Annotated in this window: 14 protein-coding genes, 7 tRNA genes and 1 pseudogene; 16 read left to right on the forward strand and 6 right to left on the reverse strand. The window is 67.1% G+C overall.

Annotated elements, in window-relative coordinates:
* The first annotated feature begins 14 nt into the window (after nucleotides 1-14).
* The gene (locus OG555_RS42795) at nucleotides 15-149 is read left to right on the forward strand and encodes a hypothetical protein (RefSeq protein ID WP_442914525.1); all 135 of its coding nucleotides are present in this window, start codon (nucleotides 15-17) and stop codon (nucleotides 147-149) included.
* Nucleotides 150-485: 336 nt separating this feature from the next.
* On the opposite strand, the gene OG555_RS10385 is transcribed toward OG555_RS42795, so the two are convergent.
* The gene (locus tag OG555_RS10385; RefSeq protein ID WP_329482608.1) at nucleotides 486-944 is read right to left on the reverse strand and encodes an LURP-one-related/scramblase family protein; all 459 of its coding nucleotides are present in this window, start codon (nucleotides 942-944) and stop codon (nucleotides 486-488) included.
* A gap of 652 nt (nucleotides 945-1,596) precedes the next feature.
* Here OG555_RS10385 and OG555_RS10390 point away from each other — a divergent pair.
* From OG555_RS10390 to OG555_RS10405, 4 genes and pseudogenes are all read left to right on the forward strand, one after another.
* Nucleotides 1,597-1,809, forward strand: a complete 213-nt coding sequence (locus OG555_RS10390; RefSeq protein WP_329482609.1) for a hypothetical protein — start codon at nucleotides 1,597-1,599, stop codon at nucleotides 1,807-1,809.
* A pseudogene (locus OG555_RS10395) lies at nucleotides 1,806-2,039 on the forward strand (MFS transporter); the annotation flags it as partial. The gene OG555_RS10390 and the pseudogene OG555_RS10395, both read left to right, overlap by 4 nt.
* A 70-nt stretch (nucleotides 2,040-2,109) precedes the next feature.
* Nucleotides 2,110-3,174 (forward strand): hypothetical protein, encoded by a 1,065-nt coding sequence (locus tag OG555_RS10400; protein WP_329482610.1) that lies wholly within the window; start codon nucleotides 2,110-2,112, stop codon nucleotides 3,172-3,174.
* Nucleotides 3,175-3,845: 671 nt separating this feature from the next.
* Nucleotides 3,846-4,346, forward strand: a complete 501-nt coding sequence (locus OG555_RS10405) for a potassium channel family protein (protein ID WP_329482611.1) — start codon at nucleotides 3,846-3,848, stop codon at nucleotides 4,344-4,346.
* Nucleotides 4,347-4,514: 168 nt separating this feature from the next.
* Here the strand turns inward: OG555_RS10405 and OG555_RS10410 are convergent, their stop codons facing one another.
* Complete coding sequence (locus tag OG555_RS10410) at nucleotides 4,515-5,156, reverse strand: MarC family protein (RefSeq protein ID WP_329482612.1); 642 nt, start codon at nucleotides 5,154-5,156, stop codon at nucleotides 4,515-4,517.
* A 514-nt stretch (nucleotides 5,157-5,670) separates the two neighbouring features.
* Here OG555_RS10410 and OG555_RS10415 point away from each other — a divergent pair.
* The 3 genes from OG555_RS10415 to OG555_RS10425 are packed head-to-tail and all read left to right on the forward strand — an operon-like array spanning nucleotide 5,671 to nucleotide 11,203.
* On the forward strand, nucleotides 5,671-8,136 hold the full coding sequence (locus OG555_RS10415; RefSeq protein WP_329482613.1) for a diacylglycerol kinase family protein: 2,466 nt from the start codon (nucleotides 5,671-5,673) through the stop codon (nucleotides 8,134-8,136).
* Nucleotides 8,137-8,140: 4 nt separating this feature from the next.
* Entirely contained in the window at nucleotides 8,141-9,856 is a 1,716-nt protein-coding gene (locus OG555_RS10420) for a SulP family inorganic anion transporter (RefSeq protein ID WP_329482614.1), read from the forward strand.
* 6 nt (nucleotides 9,857-9,862) lie between these two features.
* Entirely contained in the window at nucleotides 9,863-11,203 is a 1,341-nt protein-coding gene (locus OG555_RS10425; protein ID WP_329482615.1) for a chloride channel protein, read from the forward strand.
* 14 nt (nucleotides 11,204-11,217) lie between these two features.
* On the opposite strand, the gene OG555_RS10430 is transcribed toward OG555_RS10425, so the two are convergent.
* From OG555_RS10430 to OG555_RS10445, 4 genes are all read right to left on the reverse strand, one after another.
* Complete coding sequence (locus tag OG555_RS10430) at nucleotides 11,218-11,421, reverse strand: hypothetical protein (protein ID WP_329482616.1); 204 nt, start codon at nucleotides 11,419-11,421, stop codon at nucleotides 11,218-11,220.
* Between the two features lie 98 nt (nucleotides 11,422-11,519).
* Nucleotides 11,520-12,035: a S8 family serine peptidase gene (locus OG555_RS10435; protein WP_329482617.1), complete on the reverse strand. Its 516-nt coding sequence runs from the start codon at nucleotides 12,033-12,035 to the stop codon at nucleotides 11,520-11,522.
* 476 nt (nucleotides 12,036-12,511) lie between these two features.
* The gene (locus tag OG555_RS10440; RefSeq protein WP_329482618.1) at nucleotides 12,512-12,829 is read right to left on the reverse strand and encodes a hypothetical protein; all 318 of its coding nucleotides are present in this window, start codon (nucleotides 12,827-12,829) and stop codon (nucleotides 12,512-12,514) included.
* A gap of 91 nt (nucleotides 12,830-12,920) precedes the next feature.
* Nucleotides 12,921-12,996, reverse strand: a tRNA-Thr gene (locus OG555_RS10445).
* 913 nt (nucleotides 12,997-13,909) lie between these two features.
* Between OG555_RS10445 and OG555_RS10450 the strand changes: the two genes are divergently transcribed.
* From OG555_RS10450 to OG555_RS10485, 8 genes are all read left to right on the forward strand, one after another.
* Nucleotides 13,910-13,985 (forward strand) — tRNA-Pro (locus OG555_RS10450).
* A 91-nt stretch (nucleotides 13,986-14,076) separates the two neighbouring features.
* Nucleotides 14,077-14,150, forward strand: a tRNA-Arg gene (locus tag OG555_RS10455).
* A 2-nt stretch (nucleotides 14,151-14,152) separates the two neighbouring features.
* A tRNA-His gene (locus tag OG555_RS10460) sits at nucleotides 14,153-14,226 on the forward strand.
* Nucleotides 14,227-14,328: 102 nt separating this feature from the next.
* Nucleotides 14,329-14,401, forward strand: a tRNA-Leu gene (locus OG555_RS10465).
* A 72-nt stretch (nucleotides 14,402-14,473) separates the two neighbouring features.
* Nucleotides 14,474-14,920 (forward strand): HNH endonuclease, encoded by a 447-nt coding sequence (locus OG555_RS10470; protein WP_329482619.1) that lies wholly within the window; start codon nucleotides 14,474-14,476, stop codon nucleotides 14,918-14,920.
* Between the two features lie 34 nt (nucleotides 14,921-14,954).
* Nucleotides 14,955-15,027 (forward strand) — tRNA-Gln (locus tag OG555_RS10475).
* Nucleotides 15,028-15,035: 8 nt separating this feature from the next.
* A tRNA-Ser gene (locus OG555_RS10480) sits at nucleotides 15,036-15,126 on the forward strand.
* A gap of 28 nt (nucleotides 15,127-15,154) precedes the next feature.
* Nucleotides 15,155-16,351, forward strand: a complete 1,197-nt coding sequence (locus OG555_RS10485) for an RtcB family protein (protein WP_442914494.1) — start codon at nucleotides 15,155-15,157, stop codon at nucleotides 16,349-16,351.
* Nucleotides 16,352-16,452: the final 101 nt, after the last annotated feature.

Below are 16,452 nucleotides of genomic sequence, written 5' to 3' on the forward strand. Positions count from 1 at the left end.
AATGGGGCCGGTTTCTGCCCGAACACACCACCGCCGCCAGCCCGCTCGACCGGCTACTCCACCGCCCCAACGTCGTCATCACCGACGGCGACTCCTACCGCATGCGCGAGGCCCGGACCAGGCACGGCGGTGGCGCCAAGAACCGCTGATCAACCCGAGGGGTGGGGACATTTTTAACTGGCCACCAGCGGCGACCACGACTCGGCCGTTGACAGCGCTGATGGCGTGGGGCCACTCGTGGGGACTCAGCAAGTCCGAAGTAGGCCGCTGTTGGAACGGCCGTCGGACTAATAGTCCTTCGGTCAAAGCCTCGCGGCGCGCACTAACAGGCCGGTGATCCGGCTACTGGCGTATCCGTGCAGTAGCTGGACGCTCTCGGAGGGCGTCCCGTGTTGCGATGACCGGTCCTAGCCGGCGCTTCAGGATCCGGCGGAACAGCCGGCCAGATGATGCGTGAGCTCGTCGTCGGCGGCTGAGCGTGCGGCTCAGTCCGTCAGCGCCTCGAGCGCCACGACTGTTGCTAGGAGGAGTGGCTCGTCCTCGTCGGCGTTGATCTCGACTCCGTAGGTGTCGCGGACGCGGAACCATCGCTTTGAGACCTGGGCCACCGTGTCGCCGTCGCGCTTGATCTCGTACTCGTGGTCGACGATGTTGCCGTGCGCCTTGAGGTCGGGGCCACCGTCGACGTCAATCGCGAACCTGTCCCGAACGCCCACCAGGGCCTTGTGTACAGTCGCGACGGTTTTGCCGTCGCGCTCGATGGCCACCTTGTCGCGAACGCTGACCTTTCGCTCCTGGATCTTCGCGACCTCGCTACCCGAGGCGTCCTCGAGGACGAAAGTGTCGCGGACCCGCATTGCCTTGCCGTTCACCCGGTACCTGCGGTCGCCGTTCTCGTCCTCGATCCAGAAGTCGTCGCCGATGGAGACCAGCTTCTCCCTCATCCGGAATCGCCGTGTGTCGTCGTCACCGCGTCGTCCACGCAAGATTCCCATAGTCGAGTTCGCCTCCTCGCACCAAACTCTTGTGCGAAGCGTAGCTTTGCTCCGACTCGCCTGGCATCACTCACCAGGGATGACTCGGCCCCGTGACCCGTCCCGGGACGGGTCACATGTGCGCGGCCGTAGGCGGGCGCTGAGTCAGATCATCCGCGCTGGGTGGTGATGCTTGAGACGGGGGCGGCGGAGATTCAGGGGACCTTCTGTGACGGGAGCCCCGACTGGACAAGCCGTACCTCGAGTTGGAGCGCGAAGCCGTCGCGATGGTCTCGTGTGAGTGACACTCTGCGCAACGAAGGCGACCGGGCCGCGCAACCACCGACGAGAGCGGAGCGACGCGCGATGGGGAAGGCCGCCCGCGCCGATAGCTGGGCTACCGGCGCGCCGCGGTCGGCACCCATCCTGGGGCCTTGACGGGCGGTCGGGATGGAGGGCCGCGAGCCTCGCCGGGCGATTCTTGTGGCTATACGCTCGATGATGCACACACACGCCTCCGGGTGGGCATCAAGTTCGTAGCGCTCGGTCTTTCCAGGCTGATGGGAGGGACGTGGTGACGGCACCGGGGACGCCGTCGACGAGTTCGACGAGCCTGGTCCTCTTGACGCTCGCTTCGGGCCAATTCCTGATGACTCTCGACATTTCGGTGATGAACGTGTCGATCGCGACTGTCGCCGAGGATGTCGGCACGACGGTCACTGGTATCCAGACGGCGATCACCTTCTACACGCTCGTCATGGCCGCGCTCATGATCACCGGCGCAAGGTCGGCGGGATCTTGGGTCGCAAGCGCGCGTTCGCCATCGGCTGTGTGATCTACGGCGCCGGATCCCTCACGACCTCGATCTCGCAGAGCCTGACCGTTCTGATCATCGGGTGGTCGGTGCTCGAGGGCATCGGCGCCTCCTTGATCATGCCCGCGATCGTGGCACTCGTCGCCTCGAACTTCGAGCAGTCCGAACGACCGCGCGCGTACGGCTTGATCGCGGCCTCTGGGGCGATCGCGGTCGCCGCGGGGCCATTGATCGGGGGCTTGTTCACCACCTACCTGTCGTGGCGGCTCGTCTTCGCGAGCGAGGTGGTGATCGTCATCGCGATCCTTCTTGACGCGCCGAATGGCCGACACACCACCCGACCCCACCGCGCGACTCGACCTCGTCGGTACGGCGCTGTCGGGCGCCGGCCTCAGCCTCATAGTGTCTGGCATTCTCCAGGCCGGCGCCTGGGGCGTGATCCAGCCAAAGGAAGGCGCGCCGGTGTGGTTGGGCGTCTCGCCGGTCATATGGCTGTTCACGGTAGGCGCCGCGGTGCTCGGCGCGTTCATGATGTGGGAGCAGCACCGCATCGACCACGACCAGGGCGCGCTTCTCGGCCCAGCGATGTTGAAGATCCCGCAGTTGCGGGGCGGACTCATCGCCTTCTTCTTCCAGTTCCTGCTGCAGATGGGTCGCTTCTTCGTGGTGCCCCTGTTCCTCTCGGTCGCACTCGGGCTCTCCGCGGTGGAGACCGGCGTCCGGGTGCTCCCACTGTCGGTCTCATTGCTCATCACTGCGGTCGGCATCCCGAAGGTGTTCCCGCACGCGAACCCACGGCGCGTGGTGCGGCCGGGCTTCCTCATGCTCCTCGCGGGGATCGTCACGCTCATCGTGCTGCTCGTCGTCGGCGCGGGTCCGGAGATCGTCACGTGGCCGATGCTGCTCGCCGGGTTCGGAATTGGTTCGCTGGCGTCCCAGCTCGGTGCGGTCACGGTCGGTGCGGTGCCGGACAAGCAGACCGACGACGTCGGCGGGCTCCAGAACACGGTCACGAACCTCGGCGCATCGGTCGGCACCGCTCTCGCGGGTGCGGTGCTGATCGCCGCGCTCACATCCTCGTTCCTGGCCGGGATCACGAACGCGCCCGCGGTGCCCGACTCGGTCTCGAACCAGGCGCAGGTGCAGTTGTCGAGCGGTGCCCCATTCATTTCCGACGCGCAACTCGAGGACGCGCTCGCCGAGGCCAACGTGCCCCCCGACACGGCCAAGGCGATCACCGACGAGAACGCAGCGGCCCGCATCGACGGCCTGCGCGCCGCAGTCGCCGTCCTCGCTCTCCTCGGCGTGGTCGCACTGATCGCGACCTGGCGACTGCCGACGAAGCCAGCCGAGTCGAACGGCACTCCAGCCTCGTCATCCGCGTAACACGCCCGGCGAGGTGTGATGTCTCAAGACATCCCGGACAAGTGAACCTACGATTCGTGGATTCACCTGTTTGTTTTGGGGGTGGGATGGTACCGGTACGACGGGCAAGAGCTGGTCAGCATCGGCTGGGTGATGACGGCGCCGACGTCTCGGTTGAGTACCTCCTGTGCGGACGCGAACGGGCCGGGCTGACGGCCCCGGCTCCCGTAGGTAGACGGCAAGCAGCACTCGAACACGGTCAGGTCACCGAAAAGTCAGGACCCCAGAGCACTGTCTCCTATCCGTCTGATGTTTGTGCTATCCGTTGGCGTGGACCGATCGGTGTCCATGCCTTGCCCGCCCACGTCATGGCTGATTCTCTTGAAGCCGTAGTGCTTGCCGTGCGGTCACTCGTTCCCTGAGCCGCTGACGTGGGAAGGGCCGGGCTTCGTGGTCGTGATGTCCCTGGCTGGGAGGATGCCCACGGAGTCCTCCCAGGGTGAATGCAAGATGGGCGGGCAACGGAGAAGAGGGACCAGCACCGATGGCAGCGAGAGGAACACATGCTTGCTCCCTGTTCCGGGAGCAGTGGTGTCGGCTGAGGACATCGAGTGGCACCGTCTGACAGCCTCGAAAACGTCAAGCCTCATCCTCGGTGGTGGCTCGTCGTACGTGGCTTGCTAGGCGCCGCGGTGAGCAGCGCGGCGTTGGTGGCTCTGTATTACGCCTTGCCGCTAGATCGCTGGTCGAACGGGCATCCCTTTCTCGAGATGTCCATCGCTCTGGCTCTCTTGATTGCAACTGTCGCTTGGCACGTCAGAGCGATAGTGCGGTCCGCGTATCCGGCCATTCGTGCCATCGAAGCTCTCGCTGTGACTGTTCCGCTGTTCCTGCTGCTCTTCGCAGCCACGTACTACGGCATGAGTCGCGACGACCCAGCAGCCTTCACCCAGCAGCTCAATCGCTCCGATGCGGTGTACTTCACCGTCACCGTGTTCTCAACGGTCGGATTCGGGGACATCACCGCGGATGCCGATGTAGCCCGTCTCACGGTGACTGTGCAGATGCTGCTGGACCTCGTCGTCTTGGGCTTGGGCATCCAAGTGATCATTGGCGCTGTCAAACGAGGACAGCGGCAGAGCGCCGAGGCGGAATCGGAGCCGAATGCCAAAGCTCGGAAAGGGAAGGCCTGAAGCGTCCGTACGCGCGGGCCCTGAGGGCACGGTCACCGACTCGTTCAACGAGTTGACGATGCAGAACGGGACCGCGCTGACCGCCGAGCGGCAACTCTCGCTGATCGACCAGTACGGTGGGCTCGACGTTCCCCGGCGAATCCCCCGTGCCGGCCGCAACGGTGCGCTTCAGTGCGGGACCGGTCCGATAACCCCGGCCGACGCCAAACCGTCGAGAACCAATTGCACGCCGATTGCGGCGATGAGGAACCCGAAGACCTTCTCAGTCACGAGCATCCGCCCCTCATCGAACTTCGAACTCACCCGATTGGCCCAGCGGAACACCGCTACGTCGATCAGCAGGACCACGGCCAGGATGGCGATCGCCACGGCGAAGACGCTGATCGAATTGGCCTCGGCGGAGATCGTCACCAGCCCGACGATGCCGACCGGATTCAGCAGGTAGGGCACCGCCAACGGGAACCGCGCGAGCTGGATCGGGTCTCTCCCGGCCGTCAGGTGCTCCTCCCCGGACTGCCCCCCGAGCACCATCCCGACCGCAAGGACGAACAAGATCACGCCACCGGCGATCGACAAGGATGCGACCGAGAAGTGCAGCAACGCGCGCAGCAACTCGCCAAGCACCATGAGTAGCACGGCCACCGACGCCGCCGTAATCATCATCCTGCGCTGCACCCGCCGCTTCGTCGCCGCGTCAAGGGGGGCCGTGATCTCCAGAAACGGGACCAGCGCGAGCTTGGGTCCGACGCCGATCAGAAGCACCAGGAACGTGTCGACAACGCCCGCCGCCGTGATCGCCGTCTGGTCCATCCATCCATTGTGACGCTTTCGCCGACTGTTGGCCCCCACACGGGCTGACCGCGATCAGCGTCGAGGCGCCGAGCAACCAGTTACTCCAAGGCGGCAGGCGTGCGCCGCGAACATTCGTGTGGCCGCGAGGACCGGGCGACGACAACCTCGCGCCCGGCATGATCCCGCGCGTCTACGGGCGCGTATCCCTTCACCGGGTCGTGAAGAAAGTCGCCGTTGACTGAAGCCGGGCAGCCACGAGACGCAATGAGGCACTTCACGATGCCGGAACGCACCTAGCCGCGTTCCACGAGATCCACACGTAGCCTACTGAGGCCCACCGACTCAAAATGCACTCAGATCACCGACGCCGCTGCCGGTAGCAGGCCCTGGCCGTCTCGCGCCGCACGCGAGTAACGTGGGCTGAACTCCGAGCGTGCGACCGCGCCGTAAGTGCTGCGCACGGGCCCGAGTACCGCTGCAGGACCGCGCCCAGTTCGTAAGACCGGCGCGGAACAGGTACCGAGGTATCGACATGACCCATGACTCGACCAGCGAGCTTCCTACACCGCGGCGTGGGGCAGGTGAGGGTACGTCGCCAGCTCTGGCCGATCCCATCGCCTTGATCAGAAGTCGGGAGTATCACCGCCTGCTTGTAGTGGCTGCACTGATCGGAGTCGTCGTATCGCTGGTGTCGTGGGGCTACCTCGAACTCGTTCATGCGCTCCAACAGTGGCTCTACGTCGACCTTCCCAGGAACCTCGGGTACGACACGAAGCCCTGGTGGTGGCCGCTTCCGATACTTACCGTCGCTGGTTTCGCGATTGCCTTCGCCGTGATTCGCCTGCCCGGCCACGGCGGCCACGAACCCTCCGAGGGTCTCCGCACAAGTCCGCCGACACAGCCCACCGAGGTACCCGGCGTCCTGCTGGCCGCCCTGGCCACCCTCGGACTCGGACTCGTGCTCGGCCCCGAGGCACCACTCATCGCGATCGGGACCGGCGTGGCACTGCTGCTGATGAACCTCAGCCGGCGAGACATTCCCGACCAGGCGCGCCTCGTCATCGGCGCGGCAGGCGCCTTCGCCGCCCTCGCAACGATCTTCGGGTCACCGGTCATCGGCGCAGTCATCATCATCGAGGCTGCCGGCCTGGGCGGATCCACACTCCCCCTCGTTCTGCTCCCCGGCCTCCTCGCAGCAGGCATCGGTTCGCTCGTGTTCGTCGGCGTCGGCGCACTGACCGGGCTCAGCTCAGACGCATGGGCCCTGCCGCCGCTCAAGCTGGCCACATACCCAACGCCCCAACTCAGCGACTTCGGATGGACGGTGGCACTGGCACTGGTCGCAGCGCTCCTCGTATACCTGGTCATGGAGCTAGCGCGACGCACCCGGACCGTGGCTGCACGACAAGCCTGGATCCTCATCCCCGCCGCCGTACTGGTCGGCCTCGTGGCCATCGCATTCGCCGAAATCAGCGGTGAAACCGCCGATACCGTCCTGTTCTCCGGCCAAGAAGCCATGTCGCTCGTCGTCCGGCAGGGAGCGATCGCATCACTGGGGACGCTGGCCCTACTACTTGTCTGCAAAGGCAACCGCTTGGGCACTGTCGATGGGCGTCGCCCGCGGGGGCCCGACATTTCCAGCCATCTTCCTCGGGCTGGTCGGCGGACTGTTAGCGGCACACCTGCCAGGACTCGCCGAGACCCCCGCCGTCGGCGCCCTGATCGGCGCGGCAGTGGTCTCCGTGCTGCGTGTCCCGCTGTCGGCGATCAGGCGGCACTGTCCGTGGTCGGTGTGATCGCAGTGCTGGCGGGAGGGTACTGGTTCCTGGCCAACCGGGGGGTCCTTCGGTGGCTCGCCCTGGGCCTGGTGATCGCGGCGCCGGTCCTCATCGTGGTGGCGTTCGTATCGAACCAACTGCTGTGGGTTGCCGTGGTGGCGCTGGCGCTGATGGTGGCCGCGGCGGCAACCGCGCGGGCCGCGCTGGGCACCGACGGTCAGGACGAGGGAACGCTCACCGTTGCGGCCGCGCGCCCCCGGCGGCCGTTTGTGATCATGAACCCGAGGTCGGGTGGCGGGAAGGTCACCAAGTTCGGGCTGAAGGACAAGGCGGAGAAGCTGGGCGCCGAGGTGGCGCTGCTGGAAGGCCCAGGGATGGTAGACGTGGCTGCGCTGGCCCGCCAGGCGGTAGCCGACGGCGCTGACCTGCTCGGCGTAGCCGGCGGGGACGGCACCCAGGCGCTGGTGGCCGGCATCGCTGCCGAGCACGACCTGCCGTTCCTGGTGGTCAGCGCCGGCACCCGCAACCACTTCGCCCTGGATCTGGGACTGGACCGAGAGGACCCGGCCGCCTGTCTGGATGGGCTCACCGACGGGGAGGAGCTGCGGGTGGACTTGGGCGTTATCGCCGACCGCACGTTCGTCAACAACGCCTCGTTCGGCGTCTACGCCGAGGTGGTGCAAAGCCCGGCCTACCGCGATGACAAACGCGGCACCACCTTGCAGATGCGTCCCGACCTGCTCAGGGGTCACCAGGGCGCCCATGTGACGGCACAGGCCGCAGGGACAACGATAGATGATCCGCAGGCCCTGCTGGTCAGCAACGACCCCTATGGGATGGGCGACGTCGCCGGGCTGGGTCGCCGCGCCCGGCTTGATGCCGGCCCTCTCGGCGTGGTCGGCATCCGGGCGCAAAACGCGCTGCAGGCAGCCGAGCTGATCCGCCGTGGGCATGGCACCGGGCTGACAGTACTCACAGCCGGCCAGGTCACCGTCGACGCCGACGCACCCGAGATCCCGGTCGGCATCGACGGCGAGACGGTCATGCTGCCGACCCCGGTCCGCTGCACCATCCGGCCCGGGGCGCTACGGGTGGTCGTGCCGAGGGAACGGCCCGGCGTCCCCGCACCCGAGCCTCCCCTGGACTGGCCGCGCCTGCGGCAACTCGCCTCGTTCCGCCACCTGCCGGACAGTCAGCTCGTCCCCACCCATGGAAGGTGATCATGTGAGCCGGGGTGCAGCAGTGGTACGGCAGAAGCCGAACGTCTTCGTCCGTACGATGCCGATCGTCGAATGGCTTCCTCACTACAAGAGGTCGTGGCTCCCGCTCGACCTTCTCGCCGGCCTGTCCGTGTGGGCGCTCGTCGTCCCGCAAGCGCTGGCGTACGCAGCCGTGGTCGGCGTGCCGGCGCAGTACGGCCTGTACACGATCCTCGGCGCCTCGGTCCTGTACGCGGTGTTCGCCGCAACGCGCCAGGTCGTGACCGGACCTTCTGCCTCCGTGGCGGCGGTCACCGCGCCGGTCGCCGCCCTCTACGTTGCTTCGACCGCGCCCGAGTATCTGCAGACGGTCATTGCGCTCACGCTCTGCGTCGGTGTGATCTACATCCTCCTCGGCATCTTCCGGATGGGGTGGATCTCGAACTTCCTCGCGAAGGCAGTCCTCGAAGGCTTCGTGTTCGCGGTCGGCTTCGGCCTGATCGTCGATCAGCTGCCGAAGATCCTCGGGATCCCCAAAGCCGCTGGTTCGTACTGGGACGTGCTCGTGGGCATGGTGAAGGATCTCGGTCTGACGAACGCCGCCACGCTGACGGTCGGCGCCGTCGCGGTCGGCCTGCTGCTCCTGCTGCGCTTCACGGCTCCGAAGCTCCCCCGAGCGTTCATCGTCGTGATCTTGGGGATCGTGGCGTCTTCGTTGCTCGATCTGAGCACGCACGGTGTCGACGTCGTCGGGGAGGTACCCACCGGACTTCCCAGTGTTGGGCTGCCGACGGGATTCTCGATCGATCAGTGGCTGTCGATGGCGGTCGGCGCCCTGGCGATCATCCTCGTCAGCTACAGCGAGTCCATCGCCAACGCCACCGAGAGCGCGGCGAAGCATCACCAGGAGTTCGCCCCCGACCAGGAGCTCACCGCGCAGGGCGCGGCCTGGGTCGGTTCATCTCTCGTGGGCGGATTCCCCGGATGCGGCAGCCTGAGCAAGACCGCTGTCAGCGAGAGCGCCGGCCAGAAGACCCAGCTCGCCGGCCTGACGGTCGCAGGGCTCACTGTTCTGACGCTGCTGCTGCTGGCTCCGATGTTCACCAACCTGCCGCAAGCAGTACTCGGAGCGGTCGTCATCGACGCTGCCCTGGGATTGATCCACTTCAAGGTCGCGGGGCGGTTCTTCACGGCGAGCAGGATCAACTTCCTCGTCTTCACAGCGACCGCGGTCGGTCTGTTCTTCGTCGGCGTGGTCGCCGGCATCGTCTTCGGCGTGCTGTTGTCCCTGGTGCTGCTCATCGCGCAGGCGTCGAAGTCGCCGTTGCGTCGGATGGCCTACGATCCCGCGGAACAGGCCTACGTCGAGGCCGAAACGCACCCGGATGCGACGACCCCAGACGGCGTACTCGTCGTCGAGATGAACGGGCCGCTGTTCTTCGCAGACGCCGTGCCCTTCCGCACGCATCTCCTCGACCTCGTGTCGGCGTACGACGCCACCGCGGTCGTGCTCGACCTCGAGGCGACCCCTGTGATCGACCTCGACGGAGCGGACATGCTGACCAAGATTCACGGGCAACTGGCCGACAGAGGGGTGCGCCTGCTGCTTACGCACGCGGATACGGACGAATTCGGCGTACTGGAACGGGCAGGGACGATGGACGCCGTCGGCCAGGCGAACGTCTTCGAGACCGTGAGGGACGCGGTCGCCGCGGTTACAGCGCCTAGCGCCGGAGAGTGAGAAGCGATGGATGAGAAGGCCACCTCCCCCGGGGATCCGAAGGCGATCGTCCGGACCGCCGGGTATCGGCGCCTGCTCGTTCTGGCCGCCGTCGTGGGGTTCTTCGTTTCCCTGGCCGCGTGGGCGTTCTTGACGCTGGTTCCGTGGACCCAAGACCGCGTCTACGTCACCATCCCTCACGCGCTGGGATTCAGCGATGCCCCTTGGTGGTGGCCGCTTCCAGTGCTCGCGATCGCCGGGCTGATCAGCGCGTTCGCGATCGTCCGCCTCCCCGGCAACGGTGGTCCGGTCCCGGCGGAGGGCTTCGCCGGAGGAGTGACCTCCCCCGCAGATCTCCCGGGGATTCTGCTGGCCGGGCTCGCCGCGTTGGGCCTCGGGCTCGTCCTCGGCCCGTCGATGCCGGTCATCGCCCTCGGCTCGGGCCTCGCCGTCTTCGCAGTGCGCAAAGCCAAGAGCGATGCGCCGGACAACGTGGTGATGGTGATGGCGGCAGCCGGGAGCTTCGCTGCCCTCGCGATGGTGTTCGGATCGCCGGTGATCAGCGCGGTCATCCTGATCGAGGCCGCGGGACTCGGCGGCGCCATGCTCCCATTGATCCTGCTACCGGGACTGCTGGCCGCGGGGATCGGCTCCCTGGTCTATCTGGGCATGGGATACCTCACGGGACTGGACACATCGGCGTACGCGATCAACCCGCTCGCGCTTCCGGCGATGCCCCAGCTGACGGTCGTCGATTTCTGCTGGACGGTGGCCGTCGCCGCGCTCGCCGCCGTCGTCACGTTCGCGATCTTCTGGGCCGCTCGAAGGCTGGCGGTCCGTGTACGGCCCAAGCCGTTCCTCCTGCTGCCGCTCGCGGGTCTGATCGTCGCCGGACTCGCCATCACGTTCGCGCAGCTCAGCGATCAGACCCCGTACGCCGTGCTCTTCTCCGGCTCACGCGCGCTGATTCCGGTCGTCGAACAGGCGGGGACGCTGTCTGTCGCCACGCTCGGCTTGCTCCTCGCCTGCAAGGGACTCGCGTGGAGCGTGTCGATGGGCAGCTTCCGCGGCGGTCCCGTGTTCCCGGCGATCTTCGTCGGCGCTGTCGGTGGCCTGATCGCCTCGCACCTCCCCTCGTTCCCGGAAGGGGCGGCGATCGCCACGGTGATGGCGGCGACCATTGCGGCGGCACTGCGACTGCCGCTGTCGGCGGTGGTGATCGCGTTGCTGTTGACTTCGAGCGCCGGACCCGCTGTCACGCCGCTGATCATCGTTGCAACAGTGGTCTCGTACGTCCTCGTCGACGTGCTCGAAGCCGCCTTCGCACCACCAGCGCCCAAGAACCGAGCCGCATCCGACGCCTCGTAGCCCCCGACCACACGTCAGGGCAATCCGGCGACGGCCTCGGCGGTACGCGCGGGCGGAAGGTCCCGCCGTTCGTGCTGCTGACGCTCCTGTTCGTCGCTGCCCCGGCGCTGTTTCCGATCCTCCCCGGCGACCGTGCCGCGCGGCCTCTGCCCAGGATCCGGGACTGGATGAACAACAAACTCCTGGGTCGTCAGCGAGATCGTGATCGGCCTCTTCATCGTGATCACTTTGAGCGACATCGCCGGTCAGCGGGACTTCGAGTCACAGATGGCGGGAGTGGGGCGGGCTGGTGCCCGCCCCACTCAGCGCTTCGGTGTCAAGAGGTGGCGGCCAAGGCGTTCACCATGCCCGCGCCGAAGAAGGTGTTGCTCGACGGCCCGCCGGTGCACTGGCGGACGTCATCGGCCGGCCAGACGGCCGGGCAGGCCGTCGGCGTCGCAGTACGCCGAATCTGCGCTGCCACGGCACCTGGGCTCCAGTTGGGGTGGAGCTGACGGATCAGCGCTGCCACCCCGGCCACGTGAGGCGATGCCATGGACGTCCCACTGATCCAGACCCACCGGGCGCCGTTGGCGTCCTCGACCCCGCGCCCGGTGGCGGCCAAGGCCTCCCATTGGCCGGTGCCATCGGTGCTCGACCAGGCGGCAAGGACCCGGCCGAACGTCGTACCAGGAGTCTGCACCGCGTCGCCACCTGGCGCCGTCACGTCCACGGTCGGACCTCCGGTGTTGGAGTAACCGGCCAGCGTGGTCACGCCAGAGGCCGACACCGCGACCACACCGGGGAGTTCAGCAGGCGCCACTCGGCAGTTGTTGCGTACCTCGCGGGTCACGGCTGTGTCCGGCGACCAGCAAATGGTCCAGTTGAATCACGCACGACGCTGGCACGGGCAGCTGGTGGTCGCACACGAAGCTGGGCACCGCATCCACCACGACGCGCCGGCGCTGGTGTGTGAGGTCATCGCTGCGACCGCGTCCGCTGCTGCGACAGGTTCGGCGCTCCAACTCGACCGCGAACGTATCCTTCGCGTGGGTGGAAGCATCCGGCCCACATCGCCCGCGGCTGCTCCCGGTCCGTCAGGGAGCTAGCGCGACATAGGTAGCCAGGATTTCGGCCGTGGCCGGCATCCGAACAACGAGCTCATAGTCCTCGATTTCGGCTAGGAGTCCCCCTTGCCGTTTGATAGCGCCCACCAGCAGTCGGTGAAGCGAACCGTTATCATCCGCAGCGACCTTCGCCCTGAGGGTCGTCAGGGGAGTACCGAGTCTGCGGACCTCCAGCTCGAGCACCTCCTTGGCGAGGCGGTCATCATCTGCAACCGGTACTTCCGCGGGCACACTCCCGCCCGCTGTTAGAGATCCCATCCTTCAGGTGCCGTTCGATCAACTGCTCAACGGTGGCATCGGTTCGAGGGTGACGCCGCTGGTAGACCTCGGCGACGAACTCTGCCCGCAGCGCCTCAGCCTTATCCCAGGCGTCCGGCCCGGCCGGGACCGTCTCCTCGAGGTACAGCTTCTTCTTCTTGACAGGGTCGATGCCGGCGTACACGCGGACCCGGAGGGAGCCGGACGGCAGCAGGTGAATCCCTCCCGTTTGGCGCTTCTTCGGGCTGGTCTTCTTCTGCACAAGCCGCATCGTAGAGGGCATTGGATCCACGAATGGCTCCACGGACCTTGCCCGGAGGAGAGGTCTGACCTGCGTTTCCGCAGGTCAGAGGTGGAGCCGCCTGTCGGAATCGAACCGACGACCTTCTCATTACGAGTGAGACGCTCTGCCGACTGAGCTAAGGCGGCGGGTGGCGCGGACGCCGAGGCAAGAGTGTAGCGGGAGGGTGGGGGTGATTCCGAATCGGATACCCCGCCCGGCCGGATCTGTCGGGATCGTAGCTGAGCGGTGGCGGTCCGTGGAGGGGCCCGGGAGCCGGGTTGGCTGACGGAATCGGAGCGGCGGGGCGCTGAACTTGAGGGGCCCGGGGCCAAGGTGAGGGGCGCAGAACTCGAGGGGTCTGGGCGTCGAGGTGAGGCGCAGAGCTTGCGGGGCCGGCAGGTCGGAATGGGCGCGGAGTGAGGGCCGGCCTCGGGGTGGGTGGGGAACCTGAGGGGGGCGGCGTACGTCGGAGAGGGCGGTAAATAGGTTCGGGAACAATTGATGCGGGAAATGCGTTGACTTGGTTGCGTGGGATGCGTGAGACTAATTCCGCAACGACTACTACATCGAGGAGACATCGTGTACGGCACGCGGAACCCGAGAAAGGCATGGCGGCCTGGCCCCATGGTTTTGTCGGCATGCCTGCGATCCGTGCGCGAAGACGCCTTCTACCACCAGCTCGGCAGCGAGCTGAGCCCGCGTGCGGGCGGCCCACCTGGGTGATCTCCGAGCGGGAGATTCTCCCAGGAGTCGTCTGAGCCGGGTGTCCGGCAGCAGGCGGCTCCTTTTTCTTTGCCCGTTTCACCCCGCGTCGGTGCGCAATGGTTGCGGACCAGATTCCAAACCCGCGTCATGAGGGTTCGATTCCTTCCACCGATGCTTTTCCGGTATTCACGAATACCGGCACGAACAATTGACAACTGGACATTCATCGCATTTTCTCCAGGGCCGCGGACCGGTCCAGGAGACCTTCCCTGCGGCGCCGCCCGTGCGCCGGGGAAGACGCCCGGGCGCGACCCGGGCAACCGTCCCCGGGGCCGCAACGCCCTGGGGACGTCACCAGCTGTCGGCCAGCGGCTAGGCCACCTCATTTGGGATGAGGACGTCGGGGGTTCGAGTCCCTCCAGCTGGACCAGGCGCCCGCAGGATGCTTGCTACCGGCCGAGCGGGCGCCACAGACGTGCCCTGCGACGGAAATCCGCACCACATCCGGCGCAGGGCACTGGACGCCCGTGGCTCAATCGGAGAGAGCGCCTGCCTACGAAGCAGGAGGGTGCAGGTTCGAGTCCTGCCGGGCGTGCTGTGTCCGAAGCGGAAGTGGGCGATGCGCCGGGACGTGGACCCGGAGGAAGCGGGTTCGAGCCCCGCCGGACACCCTCACCACGACGATCGCTCCGTACGACGGAGAGCGTCGTACCCGATCCGTACGACGGCCGGCCCGCGGCGGGCGGTCGCCGTACGTCACAAACGCAGTACCTGCGGCTCTGGCCAACTGGGAGAGGCGCCTGGCTTAGGACCAGGAGGTTCAGGGTTCGAATCCCTGGGGCCGCACCGACTGACCGACACCGAGATCACCGACCTGACGGCGCGCGGTCGGGCACACTGGAAGGGAGGAGGAACCACATGAGCGGTGTGATCGTGCTGAACGCCTCGTACGAGCAGCTCCATGTCGTGTCGATCCCGCACGCCATCCGGATGCTCGTCCGGGAGGTCGCCGTCGTCGAGGAAGCGCATGACGGCGCCAGCATCGGACCGTTCCCTCTTCCTCGAGTGCTGCGCCTGGTCCGGTACGTGGTGACGAAGTGGCGGTACGCGTCGGGGCGGCTGCAGTACACGCGAGTCGGCGTACTGAAGCGGGACAAGTACATCTGCGCGTACTGCGGCAGGCCGGGCGCGACCACCATGGACCACGTCGTCCCGCGCTCACGTGGCGGACGCGGCGAGTGGCTGAACGCCGTCGCCGCGCACGCAGCGTGCAACGAGGAGAAGGGCTCGCGTACGCCGGAAGAGGCCGGGATGCCGCTGTTGTGGCAGCCATGGATCCCTTCCCGTGCCGAGTTAGCGCTCTGACGCGACACCCATCCGGCGTCGCGGCGGAGTGCGATGCCAGGTGGGCGACGGTGACCCACCCTCGGTTCTGACCCGAGGCCCCGCAGGTTCGACCCCTGCCCTGGCAGCTGTCCCAGGCGGAATAAGCCGAGCTTCGGCCTAACGGCAGCCGTTTCGAAAACGGTCAGCCCTCAGCGGGCGTGCAGGTTCGAGACCTGCTTCCGCCGCATGTCAACCATCGAGGAGAGTGGGGAGATGAACGTGGAGTTTCCGGTGGAGCTGAGTGGGGCCAAGAGCTCTACGCTCATGTGGGCGCCCGAGCACGAGGTCGGGGCTCAGGCGCTGCAGCAGCTGCGGAACATCGCGGCGCTGCCGTGGGTGCACGGGGTCCGGGTGATGCCGGACGTGCACCTCGGCAAGGGCGCGACCGTGGGGTCCGTGATCGCGATGAAGCAGGCGGTGTCGCCGGCCGCGGTCGGGGTCGACATCGGGTGCGGGATGGAAGGCGTCCTGACCTCGCTGACGGCCGCGGACCTGCCGGACGACCTGGCGGCGATCCGGTCGCGGATCGAGGCCGCCGTACCGGTCGGTTTCCGGGCGCATGCGGACCCGGTCGGGGTCCGTCGGCTCGGGCTCGACCCGCGGCCGTGGGATCGGCTGTGGGGTGGGTTCACCAGCCTGCACGACGGCGTGCAGGACCGGGAGCGGAAGGCCAAGCAGCAGATGGGTTCTCTTGGTGGTGGCAACCACTTCATCGAGGTCTGCCTCGACGACGAGGACCGGGTCTGGCTGATGCTGCACTCGGGCAGCCGCAACATCGGCAAGGAACTCGCCGAGCGGCACATGCGGATCGCCCGGGACCTGCCGCACAACGCGGATCTGCCGGACCGCAATCTCGCGGTGTTCCTGTCCGGTACGCCGCAGATGGACGCGTACCGGCGGGACCTCACGTGGGCGCAGGAGTACGCATCGCGGAACCGCGCGGTGATGCTGGCGCTCGTGATGCAGGCGGTGCGGCAGTCGTTCCCGCAGGAAGTGCGGTTCGAGCAGCCGATCTCGTGCCACCACAACTACGTGGCCGAGGAGCACATCGACGGGCTCGACCTGCTCGTCACCCGCAAGGGCGCGATCCGGGCCGGGCTCGGGGACCTCGGTCTGATCCCGGGGTCGATGGGCACCGGGTCGTACGTCGTCCGTGGGCTCGGCTCGGCGCGGTCCTTCTACTCGGCCTCACACGGGGCAGGCCGGCGGATGAGCCGCAACGAGGCGAAGCGCCGGTACACGGTCGACGACCTGGTTGCGCAGACCGCGGGCGTCGAGTCCCGCAAGGACGCCGGGGTGATCGACGAGATCCCCGCGGCCTACAAGGACATCGAGTCCGTCATCGCCGCCCAGTCCGACCTGGTCGAGGTCGTCGCCCACCTCAAGCAGCTCATCTGCGTCAAGGGCTGAGTCGGCTGGAGTTGTCCGGCTGCGTCTGCCGAGTGTGGTGTGGCTGCCCGGCTGCGAGTGTCCGGCGTGCGCCTGCCCGTCGTGCGCCTCTTCCTCTGCAC

Source organism: Kribbella sp. NBC_01484, assembly GCF_036227145.1.
Classification (GTDB): domain Bacteria; phylum Actinomycetota; class Actinomycetes; order Propionibacteriales; family Kribbellaceae; genus Kribbella.